Here is a 15,641-nt window from a genome sequence, read left to right on the forward strand (position 1 = left end):
TAGCATTAAATTAAAAGGTCGATATCCAATGCTCTTTTTCTAGTGGCATTGCAGAATTGTACGTAACGGATTTGTCAGATAATCATAGCCGTTATATAACGTAAAAAGACCATATAAAATTACCGCAACCGAAGAGAGGCTCATCATCATATTTCTAAAGCTTGTCGCTGATGCAAGAGATGAGAGAAATCCAAGTGAAAACATTGCAGGAATCGTACTGATTCCAAAGATAAACATCACTAAAGCACCATAAAACGGGCTTGCTGTACTTGCTGCAGTGATGGCAAAGAAGTAAACAAATCCACAAGGAAGTAAACCATTGAGCATCCCCAGTATAAAAAAACTGATATTTGATTTTGAGCGCAGTATCTTTTGAAAAGATTGTTTATAGAAATTTGAAGAAGAGATAGAGTGCTCTATCACTGTCAAGAACTTTATTTTTCCCATCAAGGAAAGTCCTGCAAGTATCATCGCAACCCCCGCAATGATTAAAAGTATCCCGTTTGCACTGTTTGAAAATGTTGCCACTCCGCCAATAGCACCAAAGATAGCACCAAGAAGCGTATAGGTAAGTACTCGACCGAAGTTATAAAGCAGATGTGCTACTGTTTTTGAGACTTTTGAACTCTCTGGCTCTATTTTAATCGTAGAGTATGCTAGTACAATGCCGCCACACATTCCGATACAGTGCCCAAAAGAGCCTAAAAAAGCGATAGAGACAATAGTTAAAAGGTTGATTGTATCCATCTATTTCCCTAAAAGCTGTTTACGAATTTTAGGGTCTTTCATAGTCTCTCCACGTAATACTTTTAATCGCATACTCTCAAAGTCAATCATCCCCTCACCCTTCTTCTCATAAGCCCCAAAACCATAGCCCATAGGTGTCAGTTCATTCACTGTATAATACGCCTTTCGTCCATCAATCCATCTACGCGTGTCACGACTCATGACCCAGATAACTGCATCTTTTGCAAACGGTTTGTCTTTGAGCCACTCTACAAAATCTCCATGGTCATGAAAAAACCAGGTTTTTCCATCAGGTCCAACAACTTGAGAAGCATAAGTTAGTTCAGTAATTACCATACCACAAAAGCTGTCTTGGCACTTATTTATTTCCATTTTTAGAGGAACTTTTTTCAGGTTTCCCTCCTTAATAACTACCATTTTCTGTGCATTGCCAAGTGATAAGAAGAGTGTGACTATAAGAACAATAATAACGATTACTATAAGTAGCGGTGCGAATTTTTTCATGTGCGTATTATACTCCCTTTGAGTTAATCTCGTCTCTTTTTGCCTTTTCCAAGGTCATCATAATGTAAAAACTTCTCTAAATCTTTTTTAAAATCATCATCCAAAGCATCCCATATAAGCTTCTTTTTTGCATATCGTTCCAGATCTTCTTTTTTTGATTTTTTCAGATCGCGAATAAGATAATGATAGCGTACTAAATCTTTTGTATAGTCACTGATCAGAGGCCAGTTTTTAATGATTTGATAACTTGTCTCTTCGTGGTTTGTAAAACTCCACTCATTAAACTCCCTATCCTCTTCATCTTTTTTAAAAGCGACAAAAGGCTTACCGATATCATGTAATAATGCAGCAGATAACATCTTAAAATCACCATGTTTAAGCGTATAATATACAACACGCAAGGTATGCCACAAGACTCCATGTTGATGCCATTTGTTTTGTGTAAAAAAGAGTGAGTCTAAAAATGGCTTTGAAAATATTTTATTATTTACTTCATTCATAAACTCTCCTTTGTTATAGGATGATATACAGATACCGTATCTTTTAGATCCTGCTTTTGTATGTGTGTATAGACCTGTGTTGTCAGTAGTGATGCATGTCCAAGCAACTCCTGCACTACTCGTAAATCCGCACCACCTCGAATGAGCGAAGTCGCATAAGAGTGACGCAGTATGTGAGGAGATACTCCAAGATACTTCTGCGTGATTTTATAGGCAGATATACGACTCAGTTTACCACCTCTGTAGTTATACCATAAGTAATCTTTCTCAAACGGAGCCTCACGCAAGTACGTATCAATTGCCTCACGTGCTATGACTGCCAATGGAACTATGCGCTCTTTTTCCCCTTTTGCATGACGAATATGCAGCCATTCTCCTTCAATATCATTGCGTGAGAGCTCTAACGCTTCACTGATTCTCGCTCCACTTGCATACAAAAAGAGAATAAGTGCATAATCACGCAAACCTATCCAGCTACTTCTGTCAATAAGCTCCAGACCTTTTTGAATCGCTTCATAAGAGAGAAACTTTGGTAAGAGCTTGGGAATTTTTGCAAGACGAAGCTTTGAGCGTTTATCTAAAAACTGTGACTTGTAACAAAAATCGAAAAAAGCATTGATTGAAGAGAGTTTACGATTGAGCGTTCTTTTGTTTTCATAACTCTCTAGTGCCCAAAGGAGTGTCACTGTATCGAGCTTTATAAGCGGTTTTTTGAGCTTCTCTTCAAAAAAAAGTAAATCACTCCTATAGGCTTCAATACTTTTTTTTGAGAGTGCCTTTGTGACTGTTATATACTCTATAAAAGCCTCTAACTCATTTGACATTATTCTACGAGGATTTTCTCATCATCTACATAAAAAACATTATCACCGACAAAAACAAAACCATCATCAAAATCAACTTCATGTACAGTGTAGTCAAAGCTTTTTTTATCCACAACTATCATATAACCTTCTTTTTCAAGGATATAGAGCTTATCATTATGATTTATCATCCCAAGAAAGTGTGCAAAAGGAAGCTTGATTTTTGAATCTACCTGTAAGTCAGGAGTGAGTGCAAGAATCTCTCCCTGTTTTGTTGTAATATAGATAAGTTTGCCATCAAAAACAATATTACGAATCTCATACTTTTGACGCAGCTCTTTTTGTGCCATTGCAAGGAGTTTATACGAAGTCGCTGCCAGAATTTTATTGTCTGCGATATTAAAATAGATGACATTGTTAAAATAATCTTCCGAAGAGACTATAACCGTTCTTAAACGCTTTTTTAGCTTTGTATTTACAATAATTACTTTTCCGTCCAAAGTAGAAAAAAGTACTAAATCATTTAAAAAGAAAGGGTTTACAATACGCATATCATTGGCAATGACCTTGCCACCCTGTTCTCTAAAGAGTATCTCTTTTGTTTGCGTATCATAGAGAGCTATATCATCATTTGTAAAGAGTACGGCTAAGATGTTTCCAGAAACACTTGCACCTGCGATGGTCTTTTTTAGATCAATGTTTGTCTTCGTACCATCTTTTGTAGAAGTGAGTGTTACGTTTCCATCAATCGATGCACTAATGACTCTATTGTCACTCAGTGAGATAACTCTTTGATTCTCAGGAATCGTTACATTAAGCTCACCATTTTCTGAGAGAACTTTTCTGTTTTCTAGCAGTGCTACATTTGCAGAAGTATCGACGATACTTTCATCCATTGCAGATGTTTTCTCCCAATCATTGGAGAGTTTTTTCGGTTCATAAACCTCTTTTGTACTACATGCACTCAATAAAAGTACAAGAAATGATAGTAAAAATATATTCTGCTTCAAAATCTATTTTACTCCGTAATGCATTAATGCACTTGTTACCTGAGCCATAGAAGAGTTTGCACTGATCATACTGAGTTTGTTATGTGCTTCGTCAATTTTACCCTCTTGCATTAAGAGAATAGCGCTCATAACCATCGCCAAATCTTTATAGATGGCATTTTGTTTTCCTGAGTATGCCGCTAGTGCTGCTAAATCCTCTTTATACTCCGCTGCTTCATATTGCGCTGTATCATTGACTATCAAAGCTTTTGAGTTTTTAAGTTTTTCCAGTTCAGCCGCACTCTCTTGAGCTATTGCCTGAGAATAAAGCCATACATCATGTAACTGAGGCGAAAGTGATTCAAGTCTTGCGAGTGCTAGTTCATCTTTAGGATTTTTTTGCAGCTCTGCCAAAGTCTCATTTGCAGACTCAATTCTGTTTTGCTCACTTGCTTCATATGTAAGATTTGCAACAACAATTAAAACAATTGCAACAACAGTACCAATCAAAGGCTTTTTATATTTTTTTACAAATCTCTCTGTAATCACCGCTTTTTCAAAAAACTTCTCTTCTGAATTCAGCTCATCTTTTACCATCTCTATATTTTCTTTTAAACTCAAAACTTTTCCCTTATCTATACATACATCTGCATTTTAAAATTTCATAATATTATCGCATAGTTTGTTAAAGTTTCATCAAACAAATAAGGTTTCTATGTTAAAATCTACAAATTAAATTATATACGGAGAAATTATGCAAGTAGATGACGCACTATTAAGCAGATTAGAAAAATTATCATTTTTAAAAATAAGTGAAGACAAACGTGAAGAAATCATTGAACAACTCTCCGAGATTGTCGGCTTTGTAGATAACCTCAGCGAATTAGATACCGAAGGTGTCGATGCAACATTTGCAATGAGTGATGCAGCTACTCCTTTGCGTGAGGATACGCCAGACTGCAATCCAGAAATCCATGAAGAGATTCTCAAACATGCACCAAAAAGTGCAGATGACTTCTTTATAGTACCAAAAATCATCGAGTAGCAATGATAAAAGTTTACGGTATCAAAAACTGTGACAGTGTAAAAAAGGCACTGAAGTTTTTTAAAGAAAACAACATTGCATTTGAACTCATCGACTTTAAACAAGAGCCACTTCCATGTGAAAAAATCACCGCGTGGTTAGAAAAAGTAGATATCAACAAGCTTTTTAATTCACGAAGCACGACATATAGAAATCTCAAACTAAAAGAGCTCAATCTTGATGATGCCCAAAAAGCAGAATGGCTTTGCAAAGAAAATCTTCTCATTAAAAGACCTGTTGTAGAGTTTGACGATAAGCTTACAGTAGGCTATAATGAGCAAGAATATATTCAAAATTTCAAGTAAACAGGAGCTTTTATGAGTGAAGAAGTTGCAACACCATCCGAAGGTGCAAACAAAAGATTAGACATCAAAAAATTACTCAAAAGTGTTTTAGCGTTCAAATCTTCTGACTTACACCTTGTTGTTGGAAGTGAACCACAAATCAGAATAGATAAAGAGCTACGTGCTCTAAATCTTCCGGTTTTAACAGCAAATGATGTTGAAGAGATGGCCTACTCTCTCATCGAAGACAAGCAGAAAAAAGAGTTTGAAGAGCATAATGAACTTGACTTCTCTTTTGAGTTGAAAGATATTGGACGTTTTCGTGCCAACTACTACCGTACTATTCACGGAATCGGTTGTGCTTTTCGTATGATTCCAATTGATATTCCTACTCTAGATGAGTATGGAAACCCTCCAATCTTTAAAGAACTTGTAAAAAAAGAAAAAGGGCTTATTTTAGTTACCGGTCCAACAGGTTCAGGTAAATCAACGACACTAGCTTCCATGTTACATGAGATCAATATGACAGAACGTCGTCACATTATCACGATTGAGGACCCGGTAGAGTTTGTGCATAAAAACATCAAGTCACTCTTTTCACAACGTGATGTAGGAAGTAATACAGAGTCATTTGCAACAGCATTAAAGTATTCACTCCGTCAAGACCCTGATATTATTCTCATCGGGGAGATGCGTGATGCCGAGACAATCGGTGCAGCTCTGACTGCCGCTGAAACCGGTCACTTGGTTTTTGGAACACTCCATACCAACTCAGCTCCTAGTACTATTAACCGTATTATCGATGTTTTTAGTGGTGAAGAGCAAGCTCAGGTTCGTGCACAGTTGGCATCTTCTTTAGTCGCTGTAATTTCTCAGACACTGATTCCTCGTATCGGAAGTGGTAAAGTGGCAACACAAGAGATTTTGATCACAAATCCTGCAATTCAAAATCAGATTCGTGAAGATAAAGTACACCAAATCTACTCACAAATGCAACTCAACCAACAAGAGACATTTATGACTACACAAACACAACAGCTAATTGAACTCCTTCAAAAAAGAGTTATTACAAAAGAAAATGCTATCAAAAACTCGAACCGTCCAGAAGAGTTAATGAAAATGATAGAAGGGCTGTAAAAGCCTTTCTACTCCTCTTTTTTTAGAACAACATTTCCCAAACCTGTTTTAACAGGATAGCCGGCTTTTGCCCAACCTTTCAGACCACCTTTGAGTGTTGTTACATTTTTATAACCCATTTTTCGCAGCACTTCTGCAGCCAATGCTCCACGGCCACCTCGACGACAATATGTCACAATAACAGCATCTTTGTCTTTTATCTCTTTATCTACTTTCCACTCTAAATTCCCACGTGTGATAGTATGGAAATTCTCTTTATTAAATTCATCATAAGGGATACTCCCTTCCGAACGCTGCTCGCTCTCACGTACATCAAGAACGATAACATCCTCACCCTCATCCAACATATACTTGAGCTTTTGAGGTGTTATTTCCCCAACTTCTTTTTTAGCTTCATTGATTAAGTCCATCTTGCTCATCTCTTTTGCCATTACCAATGTACTTGATGCCAAGATACCTATAAACACAACTTTTAAGAATCTATCTTTCATTTCATTCCTTGATTTGATTTTACATACTCTATCAAGAGTCTGTAAAATTTATATAAAATCTATTTAGCTAAATTCGAATTTAGGCATTTAGCTAAATAGCTTCAAGTATGCTATAATCTTTTTTATAAAATGTCAAGCAATGAATAAGGGTATGTATGTTAGATATGCAGCAGAAGATAAAAATTTTTAAAGCATTGGGGAATGAAACACGATTTCTTATTTTTAAAAATATATTTACAGGTGGTTATACCTGTTCCATTGATAAAAAAGACCCAAATGTTCAGGTAAGCCCTCATGCAACATGTGTAAGCACTATCGCTGAGCATTTTAACTTCTCTTTACCTACTATTTCAAAGCATTTAAAAGAGTTGCGTGAGGCCAATATTGTCACTATGGAGAAAAAAGGGAATAAAATCTATATTGAACCAAATATTGAAACAATACGAGAGCTCGGCAGTTGTTTTAGTACACTCGTTGAGAATTTTGAAAACAACCGAGAAGCCTTTTTTGGAGAAGTAACCCTCAGCTGATTATTGCTTGCGAAAACGTATCATTTTAAAACGCTCACCCAAAAAGTTTGGCATGATAAGGATTTTTGCTTTTTCTAACTCTTGTTTATAGATCTTCTCATCTGCATTTTTTTGAAGCATCTCCAAAAGTTCTAAAAGTCCCATATCAACAAGAGCCACCATCTGTGCTTTAAACTCTACAAAATCAACTCCAGCTTCAATATAAGCATCTTTTACATGCTCAAAGGTCACATCATAGGTAATATCACTCTTTTTAAAAAGCTGTTCTCTTGGAATGTAATCTTCATTATCTTCAGGGAGAAAAAAAGGAAGTACTTTATGTTTCGTATAGACACGCAGTGAAAAATCTGGTCGAGCCTGCATCTCACCATAATCAAAGCTCATAAATTCAAACTGCTCTGCAGCTCCTGCCATCTCACGTGCAAACTCTTCATAGCCAACAGCTATCTCACCTCTGTCTTTATGGTACTTTTTCGCTTTTTGCTCTACCCAATCATCTTTTTGATCAAATATCACTTCATGATCTTCAACTCGTGCCACATCACCCTTGAAGTAGAGTTCACAAGGAAATGCATCAAATATCTCATTTGCAATAAAAAAAGCATTCTCGACATGCATCTCACGCAGAGATTTATAGTGTGTGAGCTTTACAACATCACCAAAACTCTCTGCAAAATATTCTCTCTGTTGCCTCTGCAGATCATCAAAACGCTCAATGATGACAAAGTTAAACGAAGAGAGCAATGCCGGTCTTAACGTATAAAGAAACTCACACACATCAGCCAAAAAGTAACCATGATGCGCACCAATCTCACAAATCGTTGCATCAGGCTGTAAAAATCCCTCATCCACCAAAGCAATGATATGCTTGGCAATGGTACCACCAAAAAACTTGCTTGTACTTACTGCTGTATAGAAGTCACCCTCTTTCCCTATGTTTTTATAGGTCGTATAGTAACCATCTTCACCATAGAGCCACTCTGTCATATATTCACTGAATTTCATCTACTCTCCACTATTTACATACATCTCATAGAGTGTTAACAACTCTAACTGCTTGTCTATCTCATATATCTCTGTATCTATATTTTGTATCTCCAAAGAGTTTTTGAGCGTATCGACATCGTACTCTGTCTTGTACCCTGCAGCAAAAAGCTCTTTTGTATCACGAAGTAACTTACTATAGAGTTCTTTGTTCTCTTTTGAAAGTGCTATTTTCTTGTCAAAGTTTTCAATATTATGCATGACCTGTTCAAAAAGAGCCTGCAGTTCTCTTTGTTTGTCTTTTTTAAGTAGCTGTGCTTTGAGATAATCTACACGTGCTGATTCAATATCACGAAATGTATTGATATCCAAAGGAACAGTTGCCCGAAAACCATAATCATAATAATTTAACTCGTTCGAACTGTCAAAGAGACTACCACCAGCATAGAACTGCTGCCCACTGCTTTTACTCCAGTTATACCCGGCTGTGATGTTTACGCGAGGAAGATACTTTGCGACACGCACATCTTTAGCATATCTGTTTTTTTGAATCTCAGCATCTCTTTGTTTAAGTACGATATTATGTTTGATAAACTGCTCTGGTGTCAAATATTCAAGATGTGGAATCCTTGCTGTTTTATAGTCCAGATCACTCAAGGTCTGAAACTGTGTCACAAGTTTTTCTTTTACTGTCTCTATATCATAAAGTGTCTGGATGACTATATTTCTTTGAATGATTGCATTGTCCAAGAAACCAGAATCCAGCTGTCCACTAAGATACTGCTCTTTTTTCTGTGCCAGATTTATTTCGGAGTTTTTGATTAAAAGTTTCTGTTTTTTTACTTTTAAAGCAGTCTGCTTTATCTGCATAAGCAGTGCTACGGCATCTTTTATCATCTTTCGTTTTGCAACATCAATGCTGTAGTCCGAATAGCGCCTGCTTGCATTGGCAAATTTGATACCATAATAGATACCACCACTTTGAAAAATCGGTTGGTCCATCTTAATGGCAGCACTCTCATTTTGCTGCTCTTTTTCATAGGGTTTTGAGCGTGAAAATGAGTAGTTTATATTGAGCGGTGCTATCCATGAATCACGCAGTTTTGAGCTCTCTGCTGCATTCTTTTCATAATCATACCCAAATGCATCTTGCTTGTATTTTGAGATATAAGCATCTAAACTTGCATTGTTCTCATTGGCAAAAAGACTAGAGCCCAGAAACAGCAGCAGTGAGAGCTTTAAAGCCTTCATCAATTTCCTCTTTTGTAATTGTAAGTGGTGGTAAGAAACGAAGTGTGTTTCTTCCGGCTTTAAGCACCATCACTCCATTTTCTCTTGCACTATTGATGATATTTGACAAAGTCTCGGCATCTTTTACACGGAGTCCACACATCATACCAAAGCCGACTTTTTGAGTAAAAATATCTTGATGTTCTTTGTAAAATGCTTCAAGAGCTTGGTTGAAAATCAAAGATGTACTCTCCAAATCACCGCTCTTTTTTAGCTCATCGAGAATATCAACTACTTCACATACTGCACGAGCTGAGAGATAGTTTCCTCCAAAAGTTGAGCCGTGATCACCTGCTGAGAGCACATTTTTAAGTGTTGTCATAACTATACCGACAGGAACTCCTCCAGCAACACCTTTTGCTAAAGTAATGATTTCAGGTTCAATACCATAAGCCTGAGAAGCTGTAAATTCACCTACACGATAACATCCAGTCTGTACTTCATCAACGATAAGCGGAATCTCTTTTTCTTTAAGCAGTTTTTCCAGAGCCTGCACTTTTTCTTTGTCTTGCGGTTCAACACCACCCTCACCTTGAATCAGCTCTATCATTACAGCTGCTGTATGGTCATCTAAAAGAGATTCTATCTCATCAATGCCATCGGCATAAACAAAACCATCAGGAAACGGTCCAAAGTAGTTATGCATAGACTCTTGGCCTGTTGCTTTTACGGTTGTAATTGTACGCCCATGAAATGAGTGGTTGAGTGTAATGATTTTATAGCGTTTTATCTCTCCATCACGTTCACCGTGCTTACGTGCTATCTTAATAGCTCCCTCATTTGCTTCTGCACCGGAGTTTCCAAAGAAACACTGCATATCATAGCCACTTGCCTCTACCACTCTCTGTGCTGCTTTAGCCTGCGGCGCAATATAGTAAAGATTTGAGATGTGTGTTATTTGTGAGACCTGCTCACACAAAGCCTGTGCAACTCTTTTGTTGGCATGTCCGACAGAAACCACACCGATTCCCGAAGTAAAATCTATATATTTTTTCCCATCTGCATCAAAAAGTGTTGCATTTTCACCTTTTACAAACTCAACATCTGCTCTCGCATATGTCGGCAACACATATTTTTTATCTAGCTCTTCTATATTCATAAAAATCCTTTAATTTACTTTTTCAATTCTGACAAAATTCTCTTGACAGATTGCACTTTTACCTTCATAGGAATGTTTTGAAGTCGTTAAATTGTTTACGCCCTTAGTCCCGCTGTAAATAAGAACACAATCCTCACGCAAGTCATCATTCAGCTTTACCGGCAACTCTACTTCACCTACATTTGAGATAAGTTTTACCAACTCACCCTCTTTATATCCTAGAGCACTGTGAAGATAGACATTCTCTTCTCTGTAAAATTGAGAATTGAGTGACTTCGGTGATTTGACAGTGATAAGATAGAACTCATTTTCTTCGACCTTTTGCGGTACTTCAAATTCTTCTAAAAAAACAAATTCACCATCATCCGTATCAAAGCCCTCTTGATAAGGTATTGCTTCACGCTTTTCTACTTCAAAAGAGCCATCAATCTTCACGACAGCATGATTTTTAAAGTGTTCAAGATACTCAGCCTCACTTTTTAGCGCAATATCATACTCTTTGGCTAAAAATACCGCTAAATCATACTCAGATATCCCAATATCACTCTCTTGCTGTTGATGCATTAACATCATGCCGTTATGTGAATAAGATGTTCTGATATCATCTTTTTCTAAAAATGTTTTGGCAGGAATGACCAGATCTGCGATCTCACTTGTCTCATTCTCATACAAACCAAAATAGACAACATTCTCAACATGTTCGATACTGTCTCGCACTCTGTTTGAGTCTGGCATCTGAGAGAGTGGGTTTGCACCTTGGATAAAAACTGTTTTAAACTCATCAAAAGGCGTATCTACCTTAGAGACTTTTTTTGCTTTACTGAGATCAAATGGCATCTTTATAGCCTCTTTTGAATTACCTAGATAGGCAACACCACACCCCTTTTTTCCAAAAAGACCAAGACCTACGGCAAAAGCATCGATAGCACGCATAACATCTGCACCGTCACGATACTTCTGCATACCGACACCACAAACGATAGCCGTCTTTTTGCCGACGACAAGATGTAAGAAATCACCAATCTGCCCAAGTGTCATACCGATATCTTCAAGTATCGCTTTGATACGAATCGTCTGCGTAAGTTCATAATAATCTTCATGCTCACTTGCAAACTCTTTTAAAAATGCATCATCACACGAATCTTCAATGTGCAAAAAACGGTACAGAAGCATCGCTAAAAAGATGTCAGTATGCGGCTTGATCTGAATATGCAGATCTGCCATCTTTGCAATCTTTGTCTTTACAGGATCAATAACAATAACTGTCTTGTCTTTAATGAGCGGTAAGAGATGTGAAGATGTTACGTGAGGGTTTCTTCCCCAAAAAACAATAACTTCAGACTTTGCAATCTCAGAGAGTGGCATATTTTTATTGCTTCCTCTGCCTTCAATGATTCCCGCTTCTCCTGCTCCGTCACAAAGTGATCCCTCTGTAACATACGTTCCCATTTGAGCAAAAACATGCTCTGTTACACCCTGCATCAATGCGAAGTTTCCACTACTACGATAACAGAGCGTTTCACTCTTCAGATTAGCATCAAGTATCTCCTTGAGTTTAGCAAGAGCCTCATCCATACTAATCTCTTGACCTTTATAACGAGCTTTTTCTATTCTTGCATGAGCATCATAATGGTTAATATGAGGGCATAAAAAACCATTTGTATGTCCGTCTTTAAAAGCTTTTAGTTTGCCATCATCATAAACAATGCCACAGGCATCATAACAATCCAATGGACAAGCCGTAATACTACTTTTCATCTTTTTGTCCTTTAAACTCAACTTTTACCAATTGAGAGAAAACTTTTGGTGCATTTATAGCAATTTGTACTTTATACTTTGATATATTGATACTGTCTGCAATATTTAAGACTCGTAAAATCTTATAATTACTCTTTTTGTCATCAATATAGATAATTTTATCTTGAATATTTTGTAATTCATCTGTATCTACATAAACTGTCAGCAGTGCTTTTGACATATCTGCTACTCTTGCTAATGGAGTACCAATATTGACAACCTGTCCCTCTTCAACATCAATAGAATAGAGTAAATAGCCCTCTTGTATAGCTTTTTTATCTCGTATGTTTTTTTGCAGCTGTATCTCACGCAACTCTAGGTCAGCAATGGAGTTTTTCAGTGAGTTTACCTCTTTTTGTGTTGCGATAAATGAGTTCTCACTTACAATCAAATCATAGAACTCTCTATCTTTATCAATACGGGATTTTATTTTTAATGCTTCTGTTTTTTTAAAATTTGCTCTTTTTCTTTTAAGTACTTCTTTTAAATTTTGTAATATCTCTTGATTTAGTTTCAGTGTATCTTTCAAACTTATGAGTTTTTTTCTCACATCTGCTAGTTCTGCTGTGTCAATTTCAGAATCTATAAGAAGAAACGGCTTTTTAGAGAGCTTTTTACCCAGCATATTTTCATCAATAAAAGTCACTTCTCCAATGACATTCGATGTAATTTTTTTAAACTTGTAAGGTTGTACTTTTGAGTAATAGACCTCACTGAGTAAAAGTTGTGAAGTTAAAAATAGATAGAGTAGTATTCTCACTTAATTATGCCTTCTTTTTAATTTTAATAGTTTCTATTTTAACATTTCCTAGCTAATATTCAAGCATATTTCATTTTATTTTTGCTACTATTAAGGCATATTTAACGAAAAGGTATTTAATGTCTGTATTAGATAATGTTGATGCTGCTACAAATCTGGCAAAAAACAACGAACTGCAACTTTTGGTATTTCGTGTAAGCGAAAAAGAGGACTCTGCATACTATGCTATCAATGTTTTCAAAACAAGAGAAGTCGTTGAATCAAAAAATCATTTCTTAACACAGATACCTTCACCACATCCTCTTTTAGAAGGCACTATCATTCTTCGTGGTCTGCAGATTCCTATATTAAACCTACCGGCATGGCTAGGGGTGACTCTTACAAAAGAGGAGATTGAACGCTCAAATATCTTAATATGTGACTTTAACGGCGTGATTATCGGTCTTCGTATTATGTCTGCATATAGAGTTATCAAGAAAAACTGGAATGAGATGCATGCCCCTGATAGTTACAGACTTAAAGAAGATGGTGTTGTCATGAACGATACACGCCTGGAAGACGGCTCACTCTGTTTGATACTTGATTATGAAAAACTTCTTGCAGATGTGCTACCACAAGCACTTGTTGATGTAGACAGAGATACAGAGATGCTTAAAGACATAGATCTTCCTGATAAGCTCAAATTTGGAACAGTTCTCATTGCAGAGGACTCTAAAACGGCACAAAGACATCTTGTACAACTCTTCGCACGTGCAAATATTACTATGAAACTTTTTGACAATGGAAAAAAACTTCTTGATTATATCAATGAGCTCGATGAAGCACAGATTGAACAAGTCTCTGCTATCATTACAGATATTGAGATGCCGGAGATGTCAGGATTTACTGTTGTTAAACTCTTAAAGTCAAATCCAAAAACAAGCAATATCCCAATCGTTATAAACTCATCAATGACAGGTGACAATAATAAACGTGAAGCAGAAGTCCTTGGAGCAGATGGCTTTATCGATAAAACAAAAAGCCATAACATCATCCCTCTTATCGCTTCAATCATGAAAAAAACTGCCCAAGCGTAGTTTTTTCTTTTTTCTTTTTTCTTTTGTTAATTTTTCAAAAATCTATAAAATAATTACGTCGAATAAATTTAAAGAGTGATGTAAAGTGCCCTGAAAGAAATGCCCTTGGGGTACAAGGCGCTGATGACGAAGCGTACTTTCGTATGCGCTGTGAGTGAAACGAGGAAGTACTCTTGGGGTATGAGAAAGAAGCAACGCAGCAAGTGCGTCGCTATTTAAATTTTAGTTATTGAAAGAGTGAGATTAATACTCCGGCTGCTACGGCTGAACCGATTACACCCGCAACATTAGGCCCCATCGCATGCATAAGAAGCATATTCGTTCTATCATACTCCATACCAACTTTATTTGATACACGAGCTGCCATAGGAACTGCAGATACACCTGCTGAACCGATAAGTGGGTTAATTTTATGACCTGGGAAAAGATTCATAATCTTAGCCATAAGTACACCTGCTGCAGTACCAACAGAGAATGCAACGATACCAAGAACCATAATAAACATAGTCTCAGGTACTAAGAACTGATCTGCTGCCAGTTTAGAACCAACACCAAGACCTAAGAAGATCGTTGTAATGTTGATAAGTGCATTTTGAAGCGTATCATTCAAACGCTCAACTACACCTGACTCTTTTAAGAAGTTACCAAACATAAACGCACCGATAAGTGGTGTAGATTCTGGTAAAACTAAAATCGCAAGAACAAGTACTAAAATAGGGAAAATCAGTTTCTCTAAACGAGATACGTGACGTAGTGTACTCATTTTGATTTTTCTCTCAGCTTCACTTGTTAACGCTTTCATAATCGGAGGCTGAATGATTGGTACCATCGCCATATATGAGTATGATGCAACCGCAATCGCTCCAAGAAGCTCAGGTGCAAGTTTTGTTGCGATAAAGATAGATGTCGGACCATCCGCTCCACCAATAATTGAAATCGCAGATGCTTGCTGCAGTGTAAAGTCAACAAGACTAGCTTGAGAGAGTGCAACTGCACCAACAAGTGTACCAAAGATACCAAATTGCGCAGCACCACCAAGAAGCGCTGTTTTAGGGTTAGATAATAGTGGACCAAAATCTGTCATCGCACCAACACCCATAAAAATGATGATAGGGAACATTTCATTCGAGAGACCCATCTGATAGATGACTCCCAAAAAGCCGTGATCTCCTGCGATACCAGCTACCGGAATATTGGCTAAAAGTCCACCAAAAGCAATAGGTAGGAGTAAAAGTGGTTCAAAACCTTTAGCAATTGCAAGCCAAAAAAGTAAAAATGTTACAAGAATCATAATTACACGGCCTAAACCTTTATGAAAATCACTCATTGGCTGACCAGTTGCACTCATCTCATCCTCACGTGGATTTACAAGTGCTACGATACCTGTTGACTCCAAGAATCCTGTTATCATCTCTGAAAAAGGTTTAGATTGATAATTCTCTTCTTTATGCGTTGATGATACTTGCTGTTCTGTTGTTGCATGTTCTGATGCAGCAGCATTTGCAGAAAATGCAAATGCAAAAAGCATCAATGATGCAAGTAGTTTAATTACAATATTTTTCATCT

The 15,641-nt window shown here is 37.0% G+C and carries 18 protein-coding genes; 5 read left to right on the forward strand and 13 right to left on the reverse strand.

Annotated features, from left to right (window positions below):
* Nucleotides 1-39 precede the first annotated feature (39 nt).
* From ES948_RS04705 to ES948_RS04730, 6 genes are read right to left on the reverse strand one after another with little or no spacing between them, the layout of a single operon-like run.
* Nucleotides 40-747 carry a sulfite exporter TauE/SafE family protein gene (locus tag ES948_RS04705; protein WP_152183790.1) on the reverse strand — a complete coding sequence of 236 codons (708 nt, stop codon included), beginning with the start codon at nucleotides 745-747 and terminating at the stop codon, nucleotides 40-42.
* Entirely contained in the window at nucleotides 748-1,251 is a 504-nt protein-coding gene (locus ES948_RS04710; protein ID WP_152183791.1) for a hypothetical protein, read from the reverse strand.
* A gap of 23 nt (nucleotides 1,252-1,274) precedes the next feature.
* Nucleotides 1,275-1,751 (reverse strand): HD domain-containing protein, encoded by a 477-nt coding sequence (locus ES948_RS04715; RefSeq protein ID WP_152183792.1) that lies wholly within the window; start codon nucleotides 1,749-1,751, stop codon nucleotides 1,275-1,277.
* Nucleotides 1,748-2,575, reverse strand: coding sequence for a tyrosine-type recombinase/integrase (locus tag ES948_RS04720; protein WP_152183793.1), 828 nt, complete (start codon nucleotides 2,573-2,575; stop codon nucleotides 1,748-1,750). The genes ES948_RS04715 and ES948_RS04720 overlap by 4 nt, the downstream gene beginning before the upstream one ends.
* Entirely contained in the window at nucleotides 2,575-3,564 is a 990-nt protein-coding gene (locus ES948_RS04725) for a PQQ-binding-like beta-propeller repeat protein (protein WP_152183794.1), read from the reverse strand. The genes ES948_RS04720 and ES948_RS04725 overlap by 1 nt, the downstream gene beginning before the upstream one ends.
* Nucleotides 3,565-3,567: 3 nt before the next feature.
* Nucleotides 3,568-4,164 (reverse strand): hypothetical protein, encoded by a 597-nt coding sequence (locus ES948_RS04730; RefSeq protein ID WP_152183795.1) that lies wholly within the window; start codon nucleotides 4,162-4,164, stop codon nucleotides 3,568-3,570.
* A gap of 133 nt (nucleotides 4,165-4,297) precedes the next feature.
* Between ES948_RS04730 and gatC the strand changes: the two genes are divergently transcribed.
* The 3 genes from gatC to ES948_RS04745 are packed head-to-tail and all read left to right on the forward strand — an operon-like array spanning nucleotide 4,298 to nucleotide 6,048.
* Nucleotides 4,298-4,588 carry an Asp-tRNA(Asn)/Glu-tRNA(Gln) amidotransferase subunit GatC gene (gene gatC / locus ES948_RS04735; protein ID WP_152183796.1) on the forward strand — a complete coding sequence of 97 codons (291 nt, stop codon included), beginning with the start codon at nucleotides 4,298-4,300 and terminating at the stop codon, nucleotides 4,586-4,588.
* 2 nt (nucleotides 4,589-4,590) lie between these two features.
* Nucleotides 4,591-4,932, forward strand: coding sequence for an arsenate reductase family protein (locus ES948_RS04740; protein WP_152183797.1), 342 nt, complete (start codon nucleotides 4,591-4,593; stop codon nucleotides 4,930-4,932).
* Nucleotides 4,933-4,944: 12 nt separating this feature from the next.
* Nucleotides 4,945-6,048 carry a type IV pilus twitching motility protein PilT gene (locus tag ES948_RS04745; RefSeq protein WP_152183798.1) on the forward strand — a complete coding sequence of 368 codons (1,104 nt, stop codon included), beginning with the start codon at nucleotides 4,945-4,947 and terminating at the stop codon, nucleotides 6,046-6,048.
* A gap of 8 nt (nucleotides 6,049-6,056) precedes the next feature.
* On the opposite strand, the gene ES948_RS04750 is transcribed toward ES948_RS04745, so the two are convergent.
* The gene (locus tag ES948_RS04750) at nucleotides 6,057-6,539 is read right to left on the reverse strand and encodes a rhodanese-like domain-containing protein (protein ID WP_152183799.1); all 483 of its coding nucleotides are present in this window, start codon (nucleotides 6,537-6,539) and stop codon (nucleotides 6,057-6,059) included.
* A gap of 155 nt (nucleotides 6,540-6,694) precedes the next feature.
* On the opposite strand from ES948_RS04750, the gene ES948_RS04755 reads away from it, so the two are divergent.
* Nucleotides 6,695-7,069, forward strand: coding sequence for an ArsR/SmtB family transcription factor (locus tag ES948_RS04755; RefSeq protein WP_152183800.1), 375 nt, complete (start codon nucleotides 6,695-6,697; stop codon nucleotides 7,067-7,069).
* Here ES948_RS04755 and ES948_RS04760 read toward each other — a convergent pair whose 3' ends face one another.
* From ES948_RS04760 to ES948_RS04780, 5 genes are read right to left on the reverse strand one after another with little or no spacing between them, the layout of a single operon-like run.
* The gene (locus ES948_RS04760; RefSeq protein ID WP_152183801.1) at nucleotides 7,070-8,074 is read right to left on the reverse strand and encodes an SAM-dependent methyltransferase; all 1,005 of its coding nucleotides are present in this window, start codon (nucleotides 8,072-8,074) and stop codon (nucleotides 7,070-7,072) included.
* Nucleotides 8,075-9,304, reverse strand: coding sequence for a TolC family protein (locus tag ES948_RS04765; protein ID WP_152183802.1), 1,230 nt, complete (start codon nucleotides 9,302-9,304; stop codon nucleotides 8,075-8,077).
* A complete protein-coding gene (locus ES948_RS04770) occupies nucleotides 9,261-10,442 on the reverse strand; it encodes an aspartate aminotransferase family protein (protein WP_152183803.1) in 1,182 nt (393 codons plus the stop codon). The genes ES948_RS04765 and ES948_RS04770 overlap by 44 nt, the downstream gene beginning before the upstream one ends.
* A 9-nt stretch (nucleotides 10,443-10,451) precedes the next feature.
* On the reverse strand, nucleotides 10,452-12,200 hold the full coding sequence (locus ES948_RS04775) for a molybdopterin-containing oxidoreductase family protein (protein ID WP_152183804.1): 1,749 nt from the start codon (nucleotides 12,198-12,200) through the stop codon (nucleotides 10,452-10,454).
* The gene (locus tag ES948_RS04780; protein WP_152183805.1) at nucleotides 12,190-12,999 is read right to left on the reverse strand and encodes an HlyD family secretion protein; all 810 of its coding nucleotides are present in this window, start codon (nucleotides 12,997-12,999) and stop codon (nucleotides 12,190-12,192) included. The genes ES948_RS04775 and ES948_RS04780 overlap by 11 nt, the downstream gene beginning before the upstream one ends.
* A 119-nt stretch (nucleotides 13,000-13,118) precedes the next feature.
* On the opposite strand from ES948_RS04780, the gene ES948_RS04785 reads away from it, so the two are divergent.
* Nucleotides 13,119-14,075: a chemotaxis protein gene (locus tag ES948_RS04785; RefSeq protein ID WP_152183806.1), complete on the forward strand. Its 957-nt coding sequence runs from the start codon at nucleotides 13,119-13,121 to the stop codon at nucleotides 14,073-14,075.
* A 226-nt stretch (nucleotides 14,076-14,301) separates the two neighbouring features.
* Here ES948_RS04785 and ES948_RS04790 read toward each other — a convergent pair whose 3' ends face one another.
* Nucleotides 14,302-15,639: a sodium ion-translocating decarboxylase subunit beta gene (locus tag ES948_RS04790; RefSeq protein WP_152183807.1), complete on the reverse strand. Its 1,338-nt coding sequence runs from the start codon at nucleotides 15,637-15,639 to the stop codon at nucleotides 14,302-14,304.
* Nucleotides 15,640-15,641: the final 2 nt, after the last annotated feature.

This window comes from Sulfurimonas indica (assembly GCF_009192995.1).
In the GTDB taxonomy this organism is placed as follows: Bacteria; Campylobacterota; Campylobacteria; order Campylobacterales; family Sulfurimonadaceae; genus Sulfurimonas; species Sulfurimonas indica.